Genomic DNA, 19,743 nt, shown 5'->3' on the forward strand with positions numbered 1-19,743 from the left:
AACCCGGCCCCTCCCTCCCCGCAGGAAACGTCATGACCGCCCCCGATGCCCGTGCCCCCCAGCTCCAGACCTACCGCGTCGGCGGGTCCGTCCGTGACGAACTGCTGGGGCTGCCCGCCGGCGACCGTGACTGGGTGGTGGTGGGCGCCACGCCGGACCAGATGCTGGCCCAGGGCTTTCAGGCCGTCGGCAAGGACTTCCCCGTCTTCCTGCACCCTCAGAGCCACGAGGAATACGCACTGGCCCGCACCGAGCGCAAGACCGCTCCCGGCTACAAGGGCTTTGCCGTGCATTTCTCGCCGGATGTCACGCTGGAAGACGACCTGCTGCGCCGCGACCTCACCATCAACGCCATCGCCCGTGCCGCCGACGGCAGCCTCGTCGACCCCTTCCACGGCCAGGCCGACATCCAGGCCCGGATCTTCCGCCACGTCAGCCCCGCCTTCCGCGAAGACCCCGTGCGCATCCTGCGTCTGGCCCGCTTCGCTGCGCGCTTTCCCGATTTCACCATCGCCCCCGAAACCCTGGCGCTGATGCGCGAGATGACGGCCGCCGGCGAAGTCCACGCCCTGGTGGCCGAGCGCGTCTGGCAGGAACTCTCCCGGGGACTGATGAGCCAGCGGCCTTCGCGCATGCTGCAGGTCCTGGATCAGGCCCATGCGCTGCGCATCCTCCTGCCCCAGCTGCCCGAACCCGACACCCAGCCCGACTGGCTGACGGCCCTGGATGCCAGCGCCGCGGCCCACGATCCGCTGCCCGTGCGCTTTGCCATCCTGCTGGCGGGCATGACCATTCCGGCAGAGTCCCGTATCGAACTCGGACCCCAGGAAAACATTCCTCAACCAGCCTCACCCACCGTCTCCGGGAACGTAGATAAAACGAAAGCGGCGAAATCCGTCACCGAACAGGCCAAGGCCCTGCGCGCCTCCAACGAATGCACGGATGCCGCTGCACGATTAGCCAGCGAAATACATGGCCCCATCCCGCAGGCGGCCCGCCAGTGGTTTCTGTCGTCCGAACGTCAGGACGCCGAAGCGCTGCTGGCCCTCTTCAACCGACACGACGCCTGGCGTCGTCCGGAACGGCTTCGACTGCTGATGACAGTCGCGCAGCGACTGGCCTTGCCCAATCATCCGGCACAGCTTGCCGAACCCGATCAGGCCATCTCCCTCATGCCGGAGAGCGATTCGACGCAGCCTGTCCGTCCCGGACAAGGCGACAGTCCGTCATCACCTGCCACCGTCAATGGCGCGTCCGGAACAATCTCACAAGATTCGATTTCGAACATCACCCATCGTATTGAACAGGCGCTTTCCGTTGCAGCCGCGGTCGACACGGGCGCCATCGCCCGACAGCATCAGGCCAACCCTACGGCCATCCGAAGCGCCATCGATGACGCCCGGCGTGAAGCCATCTCGGGCTACCTGGTATCCAGGTCATGATGGGCGACAGACGCACAACCTGTCGCCGGCTCCTTTTCACGCATCGCGGGATGCCCCCATACGATACAATCCCGCCCGCCAGACCGCTGGCATGAAGCGCGCATGCACGTGTCCGCCATCCCGCATGGCAACGCGTGTCCATGACGCGGCTTCCGGGGCATTCCGCCCCCGTGGTTCGAAAAACGCCCACGTTAAAAAACTAGGGAAGACCTGAACACATTCCCCTCCTCCGGGCAGCATTCGCCCCCGGGTCACAGGCAGGATCCGTTCGGGAACGCCCAGAGGATCCTTCCATGTCATCCCCCCAGAAAGCCGCCGTGATCTTCTCCGGCGGGCAGGACTCGACCACCTGTCTCTTCCTGGCGCTGCACGAGTTCGGCCCGGGCAACGTCGAGGCCATCACCTTCCAGTACGGCCAGCGCCACGCCATCGAGCTGGACAAGGCCCGCTGGATCGCCGAAGACCTTGGCGTGAAGCAGACGCTCATCGACACCTCGGTCATCAAGGCCATCACCCACAACGCGCTGCTGGACGAAAGCGCCACCATCTCGCAGGAAGACGGCCAGCCCCCCAACACCTTCGTGGACGGGCGCAATGCCCTGTTCCTGCTGTATGCCGCCATCCATGCCAAGGCCCAGGGCATCCGCACGCTCTACACCGGCGTGTGCGAGACCGATTTCAGCGGCTACCCGGATTGCCGTGATGTCTTCGTGAAGTCGATGAACGTCACGCTGAATCTGGCCATGGACTACACCTTCGACATCCGCACGCCACTGATGTGGCTGACCAAGAAGGACACCTGGGCGCTGGCCGACCGGCTGGGTGCCTTCGACTACATCCGCCAGCACACGCACACCTGCTATCTGGGCGTGGAAGGCGGCTGTGGTCAATGCCCCAGCTGCGTGCTACGCGAGCGCGGCCTGCACGAATACCTGACGGAACGCGATGCCGCGCAGACGAAGGAGCAGCGCCATGCTTAAGATCGCCAAGGAATTCAGCTTCGACATCGCGCACATGCTGGATGGTCACGACGGCAAATGCAGGAACCTGCACGGGCACACCTATCGGTTGCAGGTGGAAGTAGGCGGCCCGCTGCACGCCAGCGGCCCCAAGGCCGGCATGGTGATGGACTATGCCGACCTGAAGGACATCGTGAAGCGCCACGTGGTCGACCCGATGGACCACGCCTTTCTCTACGACACCGGCAGCCCACGCGAATGCCGGGTGGCCACGCTGCTGCAGGAACTGGATTCCAAGGTCCATGGTCTGCCCATGCGCACCACGGCCGAAAACATTTCGGCCCATATCTTTCATGTCCTTCAGGACCAGGGCCTTCCGGTCAGCCTCATCCGTCTGTGGGAAACCCCCACATCCTATTGCGAGTACAGCGGATGAACAGCGAACAGCACATGGCCGCAGGCATGCCGGTCACACCGCCGCACCCGGTGATCCCACTGTCGGTCGAGACACCGGTACACACCGCAATCCGTCGGAGGCCGGAACCTGCCACTGGCCTGGATACACCCTACCGCATCGTCGAGATCTTCGAGACGCTGCAGGGCGAAGGGTTCAACACCGGCATGCCCAGCGTCTTCATCCGCTTCGGCAAATGCAATCTGGCCTGCCCATGGTGCGACACCGACTACAACCGCTTCGGCACCATGACGCTGGGGGACATCCTGGCGAAGGTCCGGACATTCTCGGCTCGCAACGTCATCATCACCGGCGGTGAACCCACCATCCAGCCTCACCTGGAACGTCTGCTGGACAGTCTGAAGGCCGAGGGTCATTTTCTGGCCATCGAGACCAACGGCCTGAAGCCGGTGCCACCGCAGATCGACTACATCGCCACCAGCCCGAAGCGCCTCTATCAGCAGGCCTACCAGAAGCGTCACATCAAGTTCGCGCACGAGGTGCGCATCGTGGTGGATGGCGACGTGCGCGACTTCTGCGCCCAGATCGAGGACAGCATCCAGGCCGACCGCTACTATCTGTCGCCCTGCGAGGTGGATGGCCGGATGAACATGCTGGAAACCATCACCCAGCTGGGACAGCTCAACCAGCGGCCCGGCCGCCCCCGGTGGCAGCTCAGCATCCAGACCCACAAGCTGGCCGGCATCGAGTGACAGTCCTCACACCGCCCTATCCCCGCCAAAGCCCAGCACCGAGGCCGCTTCACGCAGATTCTTCTCGAAGGCAATCACCTTGAAGAGTTCGCCCATCTCGGCCTCGGAAATCAGCTGCTGCACCGCCTGAGCCTGGGCGAACCAGAAGCTTTCAGGCTCACGCGGCAGGTCGGCCAGCTCGTCCAGCAGGCCGGCATTCAGCAGGAAGGCCGCCATCGAGGTGTAGCCCACCAGCGAGAAACCCTCGGCCGTGGCGGCACGGGCCAGCGCCGTGAAATCCACGTGCGCCGTGATGTCGCTCAGTCCCGGCCACAGGAAGGGATCGGCGTGACTGCGGTGCCGGTAGTGGCACATCAGCGTGCCCTGATCCCGCTGCGGGTGGTAATACTCGGGCGCAGCAAACCCATAGTCCAGCAGCATCACCACACCAGCCGTCATGCAGTCGGCCAGCGTGCGCATCCAGGCCTGCTGCGCCGGACAGATCTCCGACCGGTAGGGACTGTGCCACTGGGCCCCTTCCGGCCCCAGCCGGTTGCGCAACGCGGTCACGGTTTCCGTCAGCACCGCGTCGGCCGGGCGCGGTGCCCAGGCAAACTGGCCGTCCACCCACGTCACGCCCATCTCCTGCAGCTCCGCCCCCGCGTCGGCCTGCCACTCGAACAGCTGCACCGGCATGGCATCCAGCAGCTCGTTGGCCACCACCACACCGGCAAAGCTTTCGGGGAAGGTCTCCAGCCATCCCACCCGGTCCATCAGGCCCGGGGCCAGGCTCTTCAGCGTCTGGCGCTGGTGCTCGCGGCGTTCGGCCGACAGCTCCAGAATCAGATAGCGCACCTCATGGTGCCCCACGTTGTCCAGCGCATTGAGCAGCTGCGCGGCCAGCATGCCGCTGCCACCGCCCACTTCCAGCACCACCTGGCCGCTGCCCGCCAGCGCCGGATCCTTCAGCCACGGGGAAACCTGCCGGGCCAGAGTGGCCCCGAAGAGCGGCGTGAGTTCCGGCGCCGTCACGAAATCGCCTGCCGCGCCGAACACCTGACCGGGGTTGCTGTAGTAACCCAGACCCGGCTCGTAGAGCGCCATTTCCATGTAGCGCGCAAAGCTCAGCCAGCCACCGTGGCGCGCAATCTCGGCCGCAATGCGCGTCGACAGTTCCTGGCTGACCGCCAGGGCCTCGCGGTCGGGCACGGGCAGGGCAGACTCGACGCGGGAATGAGACAGGGACATGACAGCACCATCCAGGAAAGAAGCCGAGCGCAACGCCGGCCGATAACATGCACCCCTCATGCTACAGTGCGCCACCATGGAACACGCTTCGTCCACCCCTTCTGCCGGTGCAGGGTCTCCCGTCGACAACAGGGTTGCCTCTGCCGACACACGCGCCACCGCCACGACGGGATCAGCTGCTTCGCCACGCGTCGCGCTCGTCACCGGGGCGGGCAAGCGGCTGGGCCGTGCCATTGCCCTGGCCTTGGCGCAGGATGGCTGGGACATCGGCGTGCATTGCCGCGATTCCGTGGCCGAAGCGGAACAGACTGTGGAAGAGATTCGGGCACAGGGCCGCCGGGCCGTGGTGCTCCAGGCCGACCTGGACGATGCCTCTCAGTGCCAGACGCTGGTGCCCCGTCTGGCGGATGCGCTCGGCCCCGTTTCCGGGCTGGTCAACAGCGCCTCACGCTTTGAATACGACGACATCCGCTCGTTCACGCCCGAGAGCCTGCAGCAGCACCTGGTGCCCAATCTGATGGCACCGCTGCTGCTGGCCCAGGCCCTGGCCAGCCAGCTGCCTGCGGCACCGGTTCAGGGCGTCATCGTCAATCTGCTGGACCAGAAGCTCTTCAACCTGAATCCGGACTTCCTGTCGTACACGCTGTCCAAGGCCGCGCTGTCGGCAGCCACCACCATGCTGGCACAGGCGCTGGCACCCCGGATACGCGTGGTGGGCGTGGCGCCGGGCCTCACGCTGCCCAGCTACCTGCAGGACGATGCCGCGTTTGCCCACGCACACCGCACGCTGTCGCCGCTAGGCGCCTCCAGCACGGCCCAGGACGTTGCCGACACCGTGATCTTTGCCATGAAGACCCGCTCGATCACCGGCACCACGCTGCTGGTCGATGGCGGCCAGCACCTGCTGGGCCTGCCCCGTGATGCCAGCCTGATGGACGGAACGCCCCCCACGGGTCGCTGACACGCCCGTCCTACGTGCTTTTTTTGTAAAAGGCGGGCCACATGGGGCGCAAAATCCGTCACCCGGCCCCTAAAGCCGCTATGATTGCGTCCTCGGAAAGGTCTGGACCTGCCTTCGCAGCGCAGCCATTCCTGACGGATGTCCTGCCCGGCAGGACGCCCTGGCCGGACGCGATGTCCGGTGCCTTTGTTTCCGGTCGCCCCTCCTTCCATCGCCGACGATCACGACGCCATGCAGGCCAGCCCTTCCCAGCCCGCCGAGAGCGCCAGCTACGCAGACCGGCCAGCCACCCAGACCATCCGGATCGACGAGATCCGTCGTCCCGGCACGGGCCGGCTGCCCACGCATGAAAGCCCGCTGGACGAGAAGCAGGCAGCCTGGCTGGGCGGACTGGACACGCTGCACGGTGATGCCGATGCAGGCGCGCCCTCGGGCAGTCAGGGCGGCTCAGCCCCTGCAGCCGGCCGGGCGTCGGCAGGCCACCCCGCCGTGCCGCCTGCCGCATCGCGTCCCGCCCTGCGCGACACCCGGCGCGAGGACCACGAGAACAACAAGCTCTCCAAACGGCTGTACCGGCTGACCGGCCAGGCCATTGCCGACTACGACATGATCGGCCCGAACGACCGGGTGATGGTCTGCCTGTCGGGCGGCAAGGACAGCTTCGCCATGCTGGACATCCTGCTCGGGCTGCAGAAGCGCGCGCCGGTGCCCTTCTCCATCGTGGCGGTGAACCTCGACCAGCGCCAGCCGGGCTTTCCGGCCGACGTGCTGCCCAACTACCTGCAGAAGCTGGGCGTCGAATATCACATCGAGACGGAAGACACCTACAGCACGGTGCAGCGGGTCATCCCCGATGGCAAGACCAAGTGCTCGCTCTGCTCGCGGCTGCGGCGTGGCATCCTGTACCGGGTGGCGTCCGAGCTGGGCGCCACGCGCATCGCGCTGGGCCACCACCGCGACGACATCCTGGCCACGTTCTTCCTGAACCTCTTCTATGGCGGTCAGCTCAAGACCATGCCGGCCAAGCTGGTGTCGGACGACGGCCGCCATGTGGTCATCCGGCCGCTGGCCTATGTGGAAGAGAAGGATCTCATCCGCTGGGCCGAGGTCAAGAATTTCCCGATCATCCCGTGCAACCTGTGCGGAAGCCAGCCCAACCTGAAGCGCGCCGAGACCAAGGAGCTGCTCAAGTCCTGGGAAAAGCGCTTCCCCGGTCGCCTGGAAACGATCTTTTCCTCTCTGGGCAGGGTGCGTCCGTCCCACCTGATGGACCGCACCCTGTACGACTTCAACACCCTGCGCACCGGCGACGACGCCGAGGATTGAGGTGAACGGACCCATCTCCTGGTTTTCCAGCACGCGCCGGCTGATCCGGATCCTCTGGACGGTCCGCCGTTTCGGCCTGGACGAACTGGTGGTCAGCGGCGCTGCCAGCAGTTCACGCTCCCCGTGGCTTCTGCGCATGACGCGCTGGCTGCGGATGGGCACCATCCGCGAACCGCGCGGGGTGCGCCTGCGGATGGCCTTCGAGAGCCTGGGGCCGATCTTCGTGAAGTTCGGCCAGGTGCTGTCGACCCGGCGCGACCTGCTGCCGCCCGACATCGCCAATGAACTGGCCCTGCTGCAGGACCGGGTTCCGCCATTCCCGGCCGATCAGGCCGTGGCCGAGATCGAGCGCGGGCTGGAGATGCGGCTGGAGCAGGCCTTTGCCGAGTTCGGCCGCGAGCCCATCGCCTCGGCCTCCATCGCCCAGGTTCACCGTGCCCGCCTGCACGACGGCACCCAGGTGGCCGTGAAGGTGCTGCGCCCGGGCATGCTGGACGTGATCGAGGACGACCTGAGCCTGCTGCGCACCGGCGCCACGCTGGCCATGCGCCTGTCGGCCGACGCCCGGCGGTTGCGCCCCATGGAAGTGGTCGACGAGTTCGACCACTACCTGCACGACGAGCTGGACCTGGTGCGCGAGGCCGCCAACGCCAATCAGCTCAAGCGCAACTTCGAGGGCTCCACGCTGCTGCGCATCCCGCAGATGTACTGGGACTACTGCCGCCGCAACGTGCTGGTGATGGAGTGGGTCGAGGGCATCCCCATCGGCCAGCTCGACCGCATGCGCGCGGCTGGCATCGACCTGGAAAAGCTCTCGCGTGACGGGGTGGAGATCTTCTTCACGCAGGTCTTCCGCGATGGCTTCTTCCATGCCGACATGCACCCGGGCAACATCCTGGTGGGCAACGGGCCGGACGACTTCAATCGCTACATCGCGCTGGACTTCGGCATCGTCGGCACGCTCTCCGATCATGACAAGCGCTACCTGGCGCAGAACTTCCTGGCCTTCTTCAAGCGCGACTACCGCCGGGTGGCCGAGCTGCACATCGAATCCGGCTGGGTGCCGCCCAACACGCGAGCCGAAGAGCTGGAAGGCGCCGTGCGCGCCTGCTGCGAGCCGGTGTTCGACCGACCGTTGCGCGAGATCTCGCTGGGCATCGTGCTGATGCGCCTCTTCCAGGCGTCGCGCCGCTTCAACGTCGAGATCCAGCCCCAGCTGGTGCTGCTGCAGAAGACGCTGCTCAACATCGAGGGTCTGGGCCGCGAGCTCAACCCCGACCTGGACCTGTGGGTCACGGCGCAGCCCATCCTGGAAGTCTTCATCAAGCAGCAGGTGGGCTGGCAGGGCTTTGACAACAAGGTCCGCCAGGAAGCGCCCCGCTGGGCACAGCTGGTGCCCGAGCTGCCGCGCCTGCTGCATGCCGCCCTGAAAGCCCAGGCCGAACCGGCCATGGACCCTGCCCACAAACGCCTGCTGGAACACATCGAACGGGGCCAGCGAAGAACGTTGCGCTGGCTGCAGGTGGGCGTCGTGCTCCTGGCCGTCATCCTGGCCCTGCAGATCTGGCGCTATCTCAACTAGCCCCCCTGGCACCGCTGTCCGCCGGCGTGCGGTGCCGCCCCAGATTCTCCTGACCCTTCGCCGCCGGGCCTGCCGGGCCCATTCCGTTCCTCCTCCGCTTTCCAGGAGACCCCCATGCTCGTTACCCTGGTTGCCTGCTATTTCGCAGTGACGATCTGCATCGGGTTCTACGCCGCACGGCGTGTCAAGAATTCGGCCGACTATCTGGTCGCCGGGCGCAGTCTGCCGCTCTACATGAACACGGCCACCGTGTTCGCCACCTGGTTCGGCGCCGAGCTGATCCTGGCCGTCTCGTCCACCTTCCTGAAGGAAGGCCTGCAGGGCGTGGTGGGTGACCCCTTCGGGGCCGCCTTCTGCCTGATCTTCGTGGCGCTCTTTCTGGCCGCCCCCTACTACCGGCTGAAGCTGATGACGGTGGGCGATTTCTACAAGAAGCGCTACAACCGCACGGTCGAGCTGGCCTCGGCAGCCGCCATCTCCATCTCGTACCTGGGCTGGAGTTCGGCCAACCTGGTGGCGCTCGGCATCGTCATCCACACCGTGTCGGGCAACGCCATCACGCTGGAACAGGGCATCGTGCTGGGCGCCGTCATCGTGGGCATCTACACGCTCTTCGGTGGCATGTGGTCGGTGGCCTTCACCGACCTCTTCCAGACCGTGATCATCGTGGCCGGGCTGATCTACATCGCCTGGATGCTGGCCGGCATGGCGGGCGGCGTCGACAAGGTGGTGGCCACCGCCCAGGCCTCCGACCGGCTCAAGTTCTTCCCCGGCGCCTCACTGCACGACTGGCTGGGCTTCATTGCGGCCTTCGTCACCATGGCACTGGGTTCGGTGGCGCAGCAGGACGTGTTCCAGCGCGTCACCTCGGCCCGTACCGAGAAGATCGCGCGTCAGGGCACCCTGCTGGGCGGCTCGCTCTACCTGCTGATGGCCTTCATCCCGATGTTCATCGCCGTCTCGGCCCTGCTCATCGACCCGGCCATGGTCAAGCAGATGCTCTCCAACGAGAACGACTTCCAGCAGGTGCTGCCCACGCTGATCCTGCAGCGCACGCCGCTGTTTGCCCAGGTGCTGTTCTTCGGCGCGCTGCTCTCGGCCATCCTGTCCACGGCCAGCGGCACGCTGCTGGCCCCCACCGCCGTCATCACCGAGAACGTCATCCAGCCGCTGTGGGGCCACAAGCTGTCCGACCGCAAGATGCTGGTGCTGCTGCGCCTCATCCTGATCGGTTTCACCTGCTGCGTGACGCTGTTCGCCTTGCAAAGTGAATCATCCATGTATCAGATGGTTCAGGACGCTTACAAAGTCACGCTGGTGGCCGCCTTCACGCCGCTGATCTTCGGCATGTTCTGGCGCCGTGCGACCCCGCAGGGCGCGCTGCTGTCGATGGCCTGCGGCGTGGTGGCCTGGCAGTACGCCGAGCACTTCATGTCCGATGCCCTGGTGCCCCCGCAGCTGGTGGGACTGGGCAGCGCCATCGTCGGGATGATCGTCGGCTCGCTGGCTCCCACCCTGATGGGCGGCCAGGGACACCCGGAGATCGTCGACCTGGCCCGCCAGCCCGAGGTGGCCGACAACCCGCCGGCCTGAGCGGCTCCCGGGGGGCTGCAAACGGTAACAAGTCGGTGTGCAGAACCCCTTGGTTGCACCATTACTTCACGGCAGGATCAGTCGTTTCGGCATACACTGCTGCCCTGCATGTCGTGGCCACCTGACATCGGCACGCAACATGGCCCCCGCACAATGGGGCCATGCCCAGGGTGCATGGTTGTTCCAGGCCACGCCTTCCCTGCCCTTCTTTCCTGAATCACCCCAGAAATCCAGATGAACATCGTGATCCTGGCTGCCGGCATGGGCAAACGGATGAACTCCGACCTGCCGAAAGTACTGCATCCGCTGGCCGGCAAGTCCCTGCTCGGCCATGTCGTCGATACCGCCCGCACCCTCGACCCGCAACGGCTGGTGGTGGTGTATGGTCATGGTGGCGAGCAGGTCCAGGCCGCATTTGCCGGGCAGACCGACGTGCAGTGGGCCCTGCAGTCCCCCCAGCTGGGCACGGGCCATGCGGTGGCCCAGGCCGTCCCGATGCTGGTCGACGACGTACCCACGCTCATCCTGTACGGTGACGTGCCGCTGGTGAAGGCTTCCACCCTGCAACGCCTGGCCGAAGCCGCCCAGGGCGGCAAGCTGGCGCTGCTGTCGCAGCATGTGGCCGACCCCACCGGCTACGGCCGCGTGGTGCGTGACGCCGCCGGCAACGTCAGCCGCATCGTCGAGCAGAAGGACGCCGACGCCGAGACGCTCAAGATCAACGAGGTCAATACCGGCATCCTGGTCTGCCCCACCGGGCCGCTCAAGCGCTGGCTCACGGCCCTGAAGAACGACAACGCCCAGGGCGAGTACTACCTGACCGACGTGATTGCCGCCGCCGTGGCCGATGGCACCGGCGTCGTCACGGCGCATCCCGACGCCGAGTGGGAAACGCTGGGCGTCAACAGCAAGACCCAGCTGGCCTTCCTGGAGCGCCGCCACCAGCGCAACCTGGCCGACCGCCTGACCGACAGCGGCGTCATGCTGGCCGACCCCGACCGCATCGACATCCGCGGCACGCTGGAATGCGGCCGTGACGTGTTCATCGACGTGGGCTGCGTCTTCGAGGGCACCGTCCGGCTGGGCAAGGGCGTGAAGATCGGCCCCAACTGCGTGCTGAAGGACTGCACGCTGGCCGACGGCACCCAGGTGCAGGCCATGTCGGTGATCGACAGCGCCGAGGTGGGTGCGCAGGGCCGCATCGGCCCGTTCGCCCGCCTGCGCCCCGGCACCAAGCTGGGCGAGGACAGCCACATCGGCAACTTCGTCGAGCTCAAGAACGCCAGCACCGGCACCGGCAGCAAGATCAACCACCTGTCCTACGTGGGCGATGCCGAGATCGGCTCGCGCGTCAACATCGGCGCCGGCACCATCACCTGCAACTACGATGGCGTCAACAAGCACAAGACGATCATCGAGGATGACGTGTTCGTGGGCAGCGACTCCCAGCTCGTCGCCCCGGTGACGGTCCGACGCGGTGCCACGCTGGCGGCCGGCACCACGCTCACCCGCGAGGCGCCCGCCGACTCGCTGACGCTGAGCCGCGTGCCGCAGACCACCAAGTCCGAGTGGAAACGCCCGCAACGCAAGACCAAATGAACCTGGCGGCAGTCCGCCGCGCCAACCCGACAGCAACTAGAGAATCGAAACCATGTGTGGAATCGTTGGTGCCGTAGCACAGCGCAATGTCGTCCCCATCCTGATCGAGGGCCTGCGCAAACTCGAATATCGCGGTTATGACTCCGCCGGTCTGGCCCTGCTCGACCCGGAAGGCCACATGAACCGTGTCCGCGCCGTGGGCCGTGTGGCCGAGCTGGACACCCGCGCCAAGGAAAAGCACGCCGACGCCCCCACCGGCATCGCCCACACCCGCTGGGCCACGCACGGTGGCGTCAATGAGGGCAATGCCCACCCGCACATCTCCACGGGCTCCGAGCTGCAGATCTCGGTGGTGCACAACGGCATCATCGAGAACCACGAAGAGCTGCGCAGCGCGCTCAAGGCCAAGGGCTACGAGTTCACCTCGCAGACCGACACCGAAGTGGTGGCGCACCTGGTGCATTCGCTGGTGCTGGGCGGCCTGTCGCTGACCGATGCCGTGGCCAAGGCCATCAAGCAGCTGCACGGCGCCTATGCGCTGGCCGTCATCAGCAGCCGCGAGCCGGGTACCGTCGTGGGCACCCGCCGCGGCTCGCCCCTGCTGCTGGGCGTGGGTGGCGAAGGTTCGGGCAAGGGCGAGAACTTCCTCGCCTCCGACACCTCGGCCCTGCTGCAGGTCACCAAGCACGTCATCTACCTGGAAGAAGGTGATCTGGCCACGCTCACCTGCGACGGCTACACCATCCGCGACGCCGCCGGCAACGTGGCGACGCGCCCGGTGGTCGAGAGCCAGCTGTCGGCCGATGCGGTCGAGCTGGGCAACTACGACCACTACATGCAGAAGGAAATCTTCGAGCAGCCTGGTGCCATCGGCAACACGCTGGAGATGATCGAGTACGCCAGCTCGCTGCAGCCGGGCCTGTTCGGCGCCGACGCTGAAGAAATCTTCAAGCGTACCCGCCGCATCCTGATCCTGGCCTGCGGCACCAGCTATCACGCCGGCATGGTGGCCAAGTACTGGCTGGAGTCCATCGCGCGCATCCCCACCGACGTGGAGATCGCCAGCGAATACCGCTACCGCGACCCGGTTCCGCAGGACGAGACGCTCGTCATCACCATCTCGCAATCGGGCGAGACGGCCGACACGCTGGCCGCCCTGCAGCATGCCAAGGGCAACGGCATGACCGACACGCTGTCGATCTGCAACGTGCCGGAATCGGCCCTCATCCGCAACAGCAAGCTGCGCTTCCTGACGCGCGCCGGTCCCGAGATCGGTGTGGCTTCCACCAAGGCCTTCACCACCCAGCTGGCGGCGCTGTTCCTGCTCACCATCGTGCTGGCCAAGATGCGCGCCCACCTGACGCCCGAGCGCGAAACCGAGCTGCTGGCCCAGATGCGTCACCTGCCGGCCGCCATGAAGCACGTGCTGGCCGTCGAGCCCGCCGTGAAGGAATGGGCCAAGCGCTTCGCCGAGAAGGACCACGCCCTGTTCCTGGGCCGTGACGTGCACTTCCCCATCGCCATGGAAGGCGCGCTGAAGCTGAAGGAAATCACCTACATCCACGCCGAGGCCTATGCTGCCGGTGAACTCAAGCACGGCCCGCTGGCGCTGGTGGATTCCAACATGCCGGTGGTGGTGGTGGCGCCGAAGGACGCGCTCATCGAGAAGCTGAAGTCCAACATCCAGGAAGTGCGTGCCCGCGGCGGCGAACTCTTCGTCTTTGCCGATCGCGACACCCACATCGAGCCGTCGGACTTCGTGCACGTCATCAACCTGGTGGACCATGCCGGTCCGCTGTCCCCGATCCTTCATGTGGTGCCGCTGCAGCTGCTGGCCTACCACGCTGCCCTGGCTCGGGGCACTGACGTGGACAAGCCGCGCAACCTGGCCAAGTCGGTGACGGTGGAGTGACACTCCGGCCGGCACGGTGGTGCCGGCCACACCACAGACAATGCGCGATGCAAGGTGCATCCCTCGGGGCCTTCGGGCCCCGATTGCATGGGGCTCCCCAACTTGCACGGTCTGCCACGAAGCGCTTTCATTCGGCTTAAGTGGCTCCCCCAAAGAAAAACGGCTCCCGCAGGAGCCGTTTTTCTTTTGATGGTTCGTTCTGACAGGTCATCCGGTTTCCCGGAAGACCTGCCCCACTCACCCCTTCGCTGGCGGCTGCCCCTGCAGCATGCGATGGGCATCCGCCTCGCTCAGCGCGTAGTCGAAGAACTGGCGGTAGAACGCCTGCACCCGCGCCGGCAGGTCATCGGCAGACAGCTTGTCCGGATGCAGCCGGGACAGGGCCCAGCGCAGCTGCAGGGTGATCTCACAGCCATAGCGATCCCACGGGAACACGCCTTCCGGGTTGGTATGGAGCCGCCCGGCACGTACGGCGCCCAGCTGCGCAAAGCCCGCCGCCTTCTTCTGCCCGGCACTGCTGGCTGACTCGATGATCACGTCCGGATCCCACGCCAGCAGCTGCTCGACCGACACCGGCCTCAGGCTGCCCTTGATGGAAGCCGCCGCATTGATGCCGCCGGCCGCCTGGATCCACTCGTCGATGATGGTGTTTGATCCGTCAACCAACAGCTGCGGTTCCCACTGCGCGATGTGCAGCACGCGCGGGCGCTTCGCTTCCGGGATGCCACTGCTGATGCGACGCACCTCGGACAGCGCCTCGTCCAGATGCTGCAGATATCGCTGCGCACGTTCGGGCGCATCATTGCCCAGCACCTTTGCCGTCAGCGCAATGCTGTCACGCATCGAAGAAAAGTCCTGAAAGACCGTCTTCACCACCTGGATGCCGGCCGCCTGCAGCTCGTTGGCCGCCGGATCGGACGGCGTGAGAAAGGCCAGCGTGATGTTGCGTGCCAGCAGGGATTCGGCCACGAAGCCCCCCTTCGGGGCATGGATGGCGTCATGCAGCGACGGCGCCACCTGGTACATCCAGGGCTTCTGCTTCGGTGCATTGACGGTGGCCGCAATGCGCTTCGTGGCACCCAGCATCATCAACACCGAAGCATGCGCCGGCCAGCCATTGGCGATCAGCGCCTTCGGATCGGGCCTGGCATCGGCCAGCGGTGTCACATCGCCCAGTTTTGCGGCTGCCTTGCCGGACGCCGCCTCCTTCGCACGGGCACTACCAGCCCACGACACCATCGCGCCGGCCAGCAGCCCCCCGGCGGCCAGCAGCAGGCGGCGACGCTCACCCCATGCAGCCATGCCGGGCGCGGTACGTGTAGTTCCTGACGGCAGGCCACCATCCGTCGTCCCACTTTTGGCGGTCGAAGCCAGCCGAACTTCCTTTCCGTCTTTCACGCTATCCCTCCTGTCCATGAGACAACGCCGGGATCGACCCTGATCCCGGCGCCGGAATCCGGTGCATGCCGGTGCAGCACCCGATGACATCGCGGCCTTGGCGGCCACGGAAAATGCAGGAACAAGGGCAGGCCCCGGCGGCACACCGTCCCGCCCTGTCGTCACTTACAGCGCGAACTGCACCGTCAGCATGGCCGAACGCGGATCACCCACGTCCGCCGTGGCATTGCCGTTGCCACTGTAGCCGTTCAGGCCACCGGCCACGATATTGGTCCAGTAGCGCTGATTGGTGACGTTGTACACCGTCAGACGCCAGGTGGTGTCATGCCCCCACAGCTGCTGTTCCCAACGGGCGCCCACATCCAGCCGCCCATAGCCGCCGATCCAGTCGGTGTTGGCGTAGTTGGCGGCACGGCGGTTCATGGTGATGAAGCGTGCGTTGACGGAGAGCCCCGGCACCGCGCGGATGCGCATGTCACCCATCAGGCTGGCGGTCCAGCTGCTCAGACCCACGATCTTCTTGTCACGGCTGGCGGCATTGGCCGATGCCACCATGCGCGGGTCCAGCCACGACACCATCGCGGTCATCGACAGATCCTGCGTGACATTGCCGGAAATGCTGCCCTCGAAACCACGGTTGCGCTGCTTGCCGGCCTCACGATAGACCGGCAGGTTGTTCAGCAGCGTCTCGCTGTCGGTGTAGGCAAACGGCCGCTCGATCCGGAACAGCGCGATATTGGCGTCGAAGGCGTGCAGGCGCGTCTTGTAGCCCAGTTCCCACTGCTTGCTGCGATACGGATCCAGCACCTCGCCCGCGTTGCCCGTACCGGCGGGCGCCGCATCACCCGGCTGCAGCGTGTCGCCATAGCTCAGGTACACGCTGTTGACCGGATCGAATCGGTACATCACGCCGGCAAAGGGACTGAGCCCGTGGTCGCTGGAGCTGCGCGTGGCTGCGCCGGCACGGTTGTAGTTGGTGAGCTTCATCCAGCTGTAGCTGGCGCTCAGCATCACCTGCCAGTTCGGGTCCAGGTCCACCGTGTCAGCCAGAATCAGTGACTGCTGGCGCTGGGCAGCACTCTGGTAGCGCTGCTTGAAGTCCGGCCAGTCGGGCTGGGCATACAGTGTCGGTGCTGCCAGGCTGGCCTGCCCCAGCATGATGGAACGTCCTGCACGCGGGTTGTAGTTGTTCCAGTCGAAACCGTTGTTGGCCACGGTGATGTCATGCTGCATGCCCCCGGCCTGCACCTTGCCATTCAGGCTGAGCTGGTTGCCGGTGACCGTGAATCGGCTGGCCGTGGTGGAGCTGCTGGTCGTGACATAGTTGCCGGCGGCACTGCGCAGCGTGTTGCTCACACTGGTGCTTTCACGGTCGGCAATCTGGCGCGACAGACCCGCCGTCAGCTGCCAGCCCGAATCAAGGCGATGCAGCACGCGGGTAGTGATCGTGCTGGTCTCGTTGTCGTTGCCGGAATAAGGCTGGCCATAGCCCACCCGCTTCGGATCCACCGCCGCCGGGAACGGCACGTTGGCGGCCACACCGAAACTGCCGGCCTCGCCACGACGGATGAAGCGATAGTGGCTGGCATTGACCTGCCACTGCGTGCTGGGCGTCAGGTCCGCATCCAGCGCCACGCCACCGAAGGTGCGCCGGCGGTGGCTGCCCTCAGCGTACGAATTCCCCGTTTCCTGCAGCAGGTTCGCTCGCACCCGCCAGCGCTTGTCCGCCGTCAGCGGCGTCCACAGGTCTGCGTGGATGGAAGGCCTGGCATCGCTGTCGATGCCCAGGCGCAGCGTGTTGGTACCGGTGGTGCCCGCCCGTTTCTGCGTGAAACCAAAGACCCCCGATCCCGTGGCCGGTCCGTACAGCGAACCCGCCACACCGTTCAGCACCTCGATGCGCTCGAACTGCTCGGTGGGGTAGTTGGTGGTGCTGACCATGTTGAAGCCGTCGACCCGGCTGTTCTGGATCACGCTGCCCTGCACGCCGCGTGTCTGCGGCCGGACCGTGTCGGCCTGCACCCAGGGCAGGTAGCGCAGCGCGTCCTGCACGCTGAAGTTCTGATCATCGGCCATCTGCTCGGCGCTCACGGCCGACACCGAATAGGGCGTCGCCACCGAGTCACGCTCGCCCAGCGGCCCCACCTGCACCCGGCGCTGCGCCTGGCGGACTTCGTCGGTTCCGGACGTACCCACCACAGAAATTCTGGGTAGCGTGGCCGTTTCTTCAACAGCGGTGGAGTCCTGAGCGAAGCCACCGACCGGCGCGAACAGGGCGGCCAGAGTCAATGCCAGCATGCGCGGCTGCCAGCCACGGCCGGCCAGAGAACGAAGCGACCGCTGCTGTCCGGCAGGGGTGGAAGAGATGTTTTTCTTGGATGTCATGATGAGAAGGAAAGACGATCCGGGAAACGGACCCGGCAAGACGGAGGGGGAACCCAGGAGAGAGAGGCCGGCAGCACCCCATGGGAGGGTCTGCCGGAAGAAGCAACCGGATGCACGCGCGAGGAAAGAACATCAGCCCCCCGGCGTGGCATGCAGGCAGGCCGCCACCGCCTGCTCGGAAACACCGTACAGCGCAGCCAGCGCCGCCGGCGTGGCCGTCTCGCGCGGGGCGCCTACGGCCACCATGTGGCCACGTCCCAGCAGCGCGATGCGGTCGGCCACGCGCAGCGCATGCTCGGGCTGGTGCGTGGTCATCAGCACCGCCATGCCGCCGGCGCTCAGACGCTCCACGTGTTCCAGCACACGGATCTGATTGCCGAAATCCAGGCTGGCGGTGGGCTCGTCCATCACCAGCAGACGGGGCTCCTGCACCAGCGCACGGGACACCAGTGCCAGCTGGCGCTCGCCCCCGCTGATGGCGGTGTAGATGCGCGGTGCCAGGTGCTCGATGCCCATCATTGCCAGACAGCGCCGCGCCAGTTGCCGATCGGCCTCACCGGGCGAGGCAAAGCGCCCCAGGTGTGCAGCACGCCCCATCAGCACCACGTCTTCCACCGTGTACGGGAACACGCCCACGCCAGCCTGCGGCACATAGCCCACCCAGTGGGCGAAGTCGCGCCGGGACCACTGGCCCAGCGGCCGTCCGCCCAGCAGCACTTCACCACCCAGCGGGGGCAACAGGCCCAGCAGCGTGCGCAGCAGCGTGGTCTTGCCGCAGCCGTTCCCCCCCAGCAGGCACAGCACCTCACCTGCTGACAGCGAGAAGTCCAGTCCCTGCGACACCTGCTGGCTGCCATGGCCGGTAGCCAGCCCCCGGGCCTGCAACACGATGGACGGCATTGCGTCGGAGCCGTTCTGTCTGACAGCATTCATGGCGGGCCTCACAGGTCGCGGCCGCCACGGGCCAGCAGAAAGAGGAAGAAAGGCGCGCCCACCAGCGCGGTGACGATGCCCAACGGCAGCTCGATGTCGGCCACCGTGCGGGCCAGCGTATCGGCCACCACCAGAAAGCCGCCGCCCAGCATCAGCGAGGCCGGCAGCAGACGACCAAAGTCGGGCCCCACCAGCAGCCGCGCCACATGGGGCACCACCAGGCCCACCCAGCCGATGATGCCGGCAATGGACACCGCCGCCGCCGTGGCCAGCGTGGCCGCTGCCACCAGCAGCATCCGCATCCTGCCCACCGGCACGCCCAGCGCCTCGGCCTCGTCGTCATCGAGGCTCAGCAGGTTCATCCGCCAGCGCAGCAGCGCCATCGGCAACAGCCCCAGCAGCAGTGCCGGCGCCGTGCCCAACAGGTCGGAGGCGGTAATGGCATTGAGCCCGCCCATCAGCCAGAAGGTGATGGACGGCAGTTGCGTGGTGGGGTCTGCCACCGTCTTGATGAGTGCAATGCCGGCTCCCAGCAGCGCGCCCACCGCCACCCCGGCCAGCACCAGCACCAGCACCGGGTCATGTCGCCGCACCAGCAGTGACAGCCCCAGCACCGCCCCCACCGCCGACAAGCCTCCCACGAAGGCAAAGCCCTGCACGGCCCCCAGTGGCAGCCCCAACCAGATGGCCAGGACAGCGCCCAGGCCGGCGCCAGCCGAAACGCCCAGAATGTCGGGCGACACCAACGGGTTGCGGAACATGCCCTGATAGGCTGCACCGGCCGCGGAGAGCACCGCCCCCACCAGCAGGGCCGCGCCGATGCGCGGCAGGCGGATATTCCAGATCACCGTTTCCATGGCCGGCGGCAGGCCGGTTTCGCTTCCGGAGATGCGCGCCCACACGATGCGGGCCAGGTCTGCCGGGCCGATGGGAAACTTGCCCAGCGCAAAGGCCGCCAGCACCACCAGCAGCAGTGCGGCCACGGCCAACGCCCAGCGCAGCAGCCCGGGCGGAAGAAAATGTGCAGATCGCGGAACCGTGCCGCCCTGCGGCCCAGGCACGGCCTGGCTGTCGCGTTCTTTCATGAAGGCACCCCGTCGAACAGGGTACAGAGTCGTTATATCAGACAGTATATAGCGACTGGGCGTAGCCCCCCGAGAGACCCCAGGGGCCCGCGCTCAACATGAAAGGCCGGCCGGCTATGCCCGGTCACCTTCCTCCGAAGCCCGAGGCTTGTCGACAGCCTTTCCGGCGTCCTC

General features: G+C 66.4%; 15 protein-coding genes and 1 riboswitch. Of the genes, 10 read left to right on the forward strand and 5 right to left on the reverse strand.

The window, feature by feature from the left end:
• The first annotated feature begins 32 nt into the window (after positions 1 to 32).
• The 4 genes from EL249_RS01705 (at position 33) to EL249_RS01720 (ending at position 3,568) form a co-directional block, all read left to right on the forward strand.
• Entirely contained in the window at positions 33 to 1,442 is a 1,410-nt protein-coding gene (locus EL249_RS01705; protein ID WP_005674750.1) for a tRNA nucleotidyltransferase/poly(A) polymerase-related protein, read from the forward strand.
• 164 nt (positions 1,443 to 1,606) lie between these two features.
• A riboswitch (PreQ1 riboswitch) is annotated at positions 1,607 to 1,651 on the forward strand.
• Positions 1,652 to 1,735: 84 nt separating this feature from the next.
• A complete protein-coding gene (queC, locus tag EL249_RS01710) occupies positions 1,736 to 2,422 on the forward strand; it encodes a 7-cyano-7-deazaguanine synthase QueC (protein WP_005674749.1) in 687 nt (228 codons plus the stop codon).
• Positions 2,415 to 2,837, forward strand: coding sequence for a 6-carboxytetrahydropterin synthase QueD (gene queD, locus EL249_RS01715; protein WP_005674747.1), 423 nt, complete (start codon positions 2,415 to 2,417; stop codon positions 2,835 to 2,837). The genes queC and queD overlap by 8 nt, the downstream gene beginning before the upstream one ends.
• Complete coding sequence (locus tag EL249_RS01720) at positions 2,834 to 3,568, forward strand: 7-carboxy-7-deazaguanine synthase QueE (protein WP_005674746.1); 735 nt, start codon at positions 2,834 to 2,836, stop codon at positions 3,566 to 3,568. The genes queD and EL249_RS01720 overlap by 4 nt, the downstream gene beginning before the upstream one ends.
• Positions 3,569 to 3,574: 6 nt before the next feature.
• On the opposite strand, the gene EL249_RS01725 is transcribed toward EL249_RS01720, so the two are convergent.
• Positions 3,575 to 4,795, reverse strand: coding sequence for a class I SAM-dependent methyltransferase (locus tag EL249_RS01725; RefSeq protein WP_005674745.1), 1,221 nt, complete (start codon positions 4,793 to 4,795; stop codon positions 3,575 to 3,577).
• A 76-nt stretch (positions 4,796 to 4,871) separates the two neighbouring features.
• Between EL249_RS01725 and EL249_RS01730 the strand changes: the two genes are divergently transcribed.
• From EL249_RS01730 to glmS, 6 genes are all read left to right on the forward strand, one after another.
• Positions 4,872 to 5,756, forward strand: a complete 885-nt coding sequence (locus EL249_RS01730) for an SDR family oxidoreductase (RefSeq protein WP_126348041.1) — start codon at positions 4,872 to 4,874, stop codon at positions 5,754 to 5,756.
• Positions 5,757 to 5,936: 180 nt separating this feature from the next.
• A complete protein-coding gene (gene ttcA, locus EL249_RS01735; protein WP_411431043.1) occupies positions 5,937 to 7,082 on the forward strand; it encodes a tRNA 2-thiocytidine(32) synthetase TtcA in 1,146 nt (381 codons plus the stop codon).
• A 1-nt stretch (position 7,083) separates the two neighbouring features.
• Complete coding sequence (ubiB, locus tag EL249_RS01740; protein WP_005674742.1) at positions 7,084 to 8,664, forward strand: ubiquinone biosynthesis regulatory protein kinase UbiB; 1,581 nt, start codon at positions 7,084 to 7,086, stop codon at positions 8,662 to 8,664.
• Between the two features lie 114 nt (positions 8,665 to 8,778).
• A complete protein-coding gene (locus tag EL249_RS01745) occupies positions 8,779 to 10,257 on the forward strand; it encodes a high affinity choline transporter 1 (protein ID WP_005674741.1) in 1,479 nt (492 codons plus the stop codon).
• Between the two features lie 234 nt (positions 10,258 to 10,491).
• Positions 10,492 to 11,856, forward strand: a complete 1,365-nt coding sequence (gene glmU, locus EL249_RS01750; RefSeq protein ID WP_005674738.1) for a bifunctional UDP-N-acetylglucosamine diphosphorylase/glucosamine-1-phosphate N-acetyltransferase GlmU — start codon at positions 10,492 to 10,494, stop codon at positions 11,854 to 11,856.
• A 52-nt stretch (positions 11,857 to 11,908) separates the two neighbouring features.
• On the forward strand, positions 11,909 to 13,768 hold the full coding sequence (glmS, locus tag EL249_RS01755; RefSeq protein ID WP_005674737.1) for a glutamine--fructose-6-phosphate transaminase (isomerizing): 1,860 nt from the start codon (positions 11,909 to 11,911) through the stop codon (positions 13,766 to 13,768).
• Between the two features lie 237 nt (positions 13,769 to 14,005).
• Here glmS and EL249_RS01760 read toward each other — a convergent pair whose 3' ends face one another.
• The 4 genes from EL249_RS01760 to EL249_RS01775 form a co-directional block, all read right to left on the reverse strand.
• Complete coding sequence (locus tag EL249_RS01760; protein WP_005674736.1) at positions 14,006 to 15,070, reverse strand: ABC transporter substrate-binding protein; 1,065 nt, start codon at positions 15,068 to 15,070, stop codon at positions 14,006 to 14,008.
• 261 nt (positions 15,071 to 15,331) lie between these two features.
• Positions 15,332 to 17,464, reverse strand: a complete 2,133-nt coding sequence (locus tag EL249_RS01765; RefSeq protein WP_040532041.1) for a TonB-dependent siderophore receptor — start codon at positions 17,462 to 17,464, stop codon at positions 15,332 to 15,334.
• 219 nt (positions 17,465 to 17,683) lie between these two features.
• Positions 17,684 to 18,484, reverse strand: coding sequence for an ABC transporter ATP-binding protein (locus tag EL249_RS01770; protein WP_005674734.1), 801 nt, complete (start codon positions 18,482 to 18,484; stop codon positions 17,684 to 17,686).
• Positions 18,485 to 18,492: 8 nt separating this feature from the next.
• Positions 18,493 to 19,569: a FecCD family ABC transporter permease gene (locus tag EL249_RS01775; protein ID WP_005674733.1), complete on the reverse strand. Its 1,077-nt coding sequence runs from the start codon at positions 19,567 to 19,569 to the stop codon at positions 18,493 to 18,495.
• Between the last annotated feature and the right edge of the window lie 174 nt (positions 19,570 to 19,743).

Source organism: Lautropia mirabilis (genome assembly GCF_900637555.1).
GTDB classification, from domain to species: Bacteria; Pseudomonadota; Gammaproteobacteria; order Burkholderiales; family Burkholderiaceae_E; genus Lautropia; species Lautropia mirabilis.

Bases quoted from the DNA above. Each gene is read 5' to 3' on its own strand.
- queC (WP_005674749.1), top strand. From the start codon at position 1,736: ATGTCATCCCCCCAGAAAGCCGCCGTGATCTTCTCCGGCGGGCAGGAC.
- EL249_RS01720 (WP_005674746.1), top strand. From the start codon at position 2,834: ATGAACAGCGAACAGCACATGGCCGCAGGCATGCCGGTCACACCGCCG.
- EL249_RS01760 (WP_005674736.1), bottom strand. From the start codon at position 15,070: ATGGCTGCATGGGGTGAGCGTCGCCGCCTGCTGCTGGCCGCCGGGGGG.
- queD (WP_005674747.1), top strand. From the start codon at position 2,415: ATGCTTAAGATCGCCAAGGAATTCAGCTTCGACATCGCGCACATGCTG.
- EL249_RS01745 (WP_005674741.1), top strand. From the start codon at position 8,779: ATGCTCGTTACCCTGGTTGCCTGCTATTTCGCAGTGACGATCTGCATC.
- EL249_RS01770 (WP_005674734.1), bottom strand. From the start codon at position 18,484: ATGAATGCTGTCAGACAGAACGGCTCCGACGCAATGCCGTCCATCGTG.
- glmU (WP_005674738.1), top strand. From the start codon at position 10,492: ATGAACATCGTGATCCTGGCTGCCGGCATGGGCAAACGGATGAACTCC.
- glmS (WP_005674737.1), top strand. From the start codon at position 11,909: ATGTGTGGAATCGTTGGTGCCGTAGCACAGCGCAATGTCGTCCCCATC.
- EL249_RS01775 (WP_005674733.1), bottom strand. From the start codon at position 19,569: ATGAAAGAACGCGACAGCCAGGCCGTGCCTGGGCCGCAGGGCGGCACG.
- EL249_RS01725 (WP_005674745.1), bottom strand. From the start codon at position 4,795: ATGTCCCTGTCTCATTCCCGCGTCGAGTCTGCCCTGCCCGTGCCCGAC.
- EL249_RS01730 (WP_126348041.1), top strand. From the start codon at position 4,872: ATGGAACACGCTTCGTCCACCCCTTCTGCCGGTGCAGGGTCTCCCGTC.
- EL249_RS01705 (WP_005674750.1), top strand. From the start codon at position 33: ATGACCGCCCCCGATGCCCGTGCCCCCCAGCTCCAGACCTACCGCGTC.
- EL249_RS01765 (WP_040532041.1), bottom strand. From the start codon at position 17,464: ATGCTGGCATTGACTCTGGCCGCCCTGTTCGCGCCGGTCGGTGGCTTC.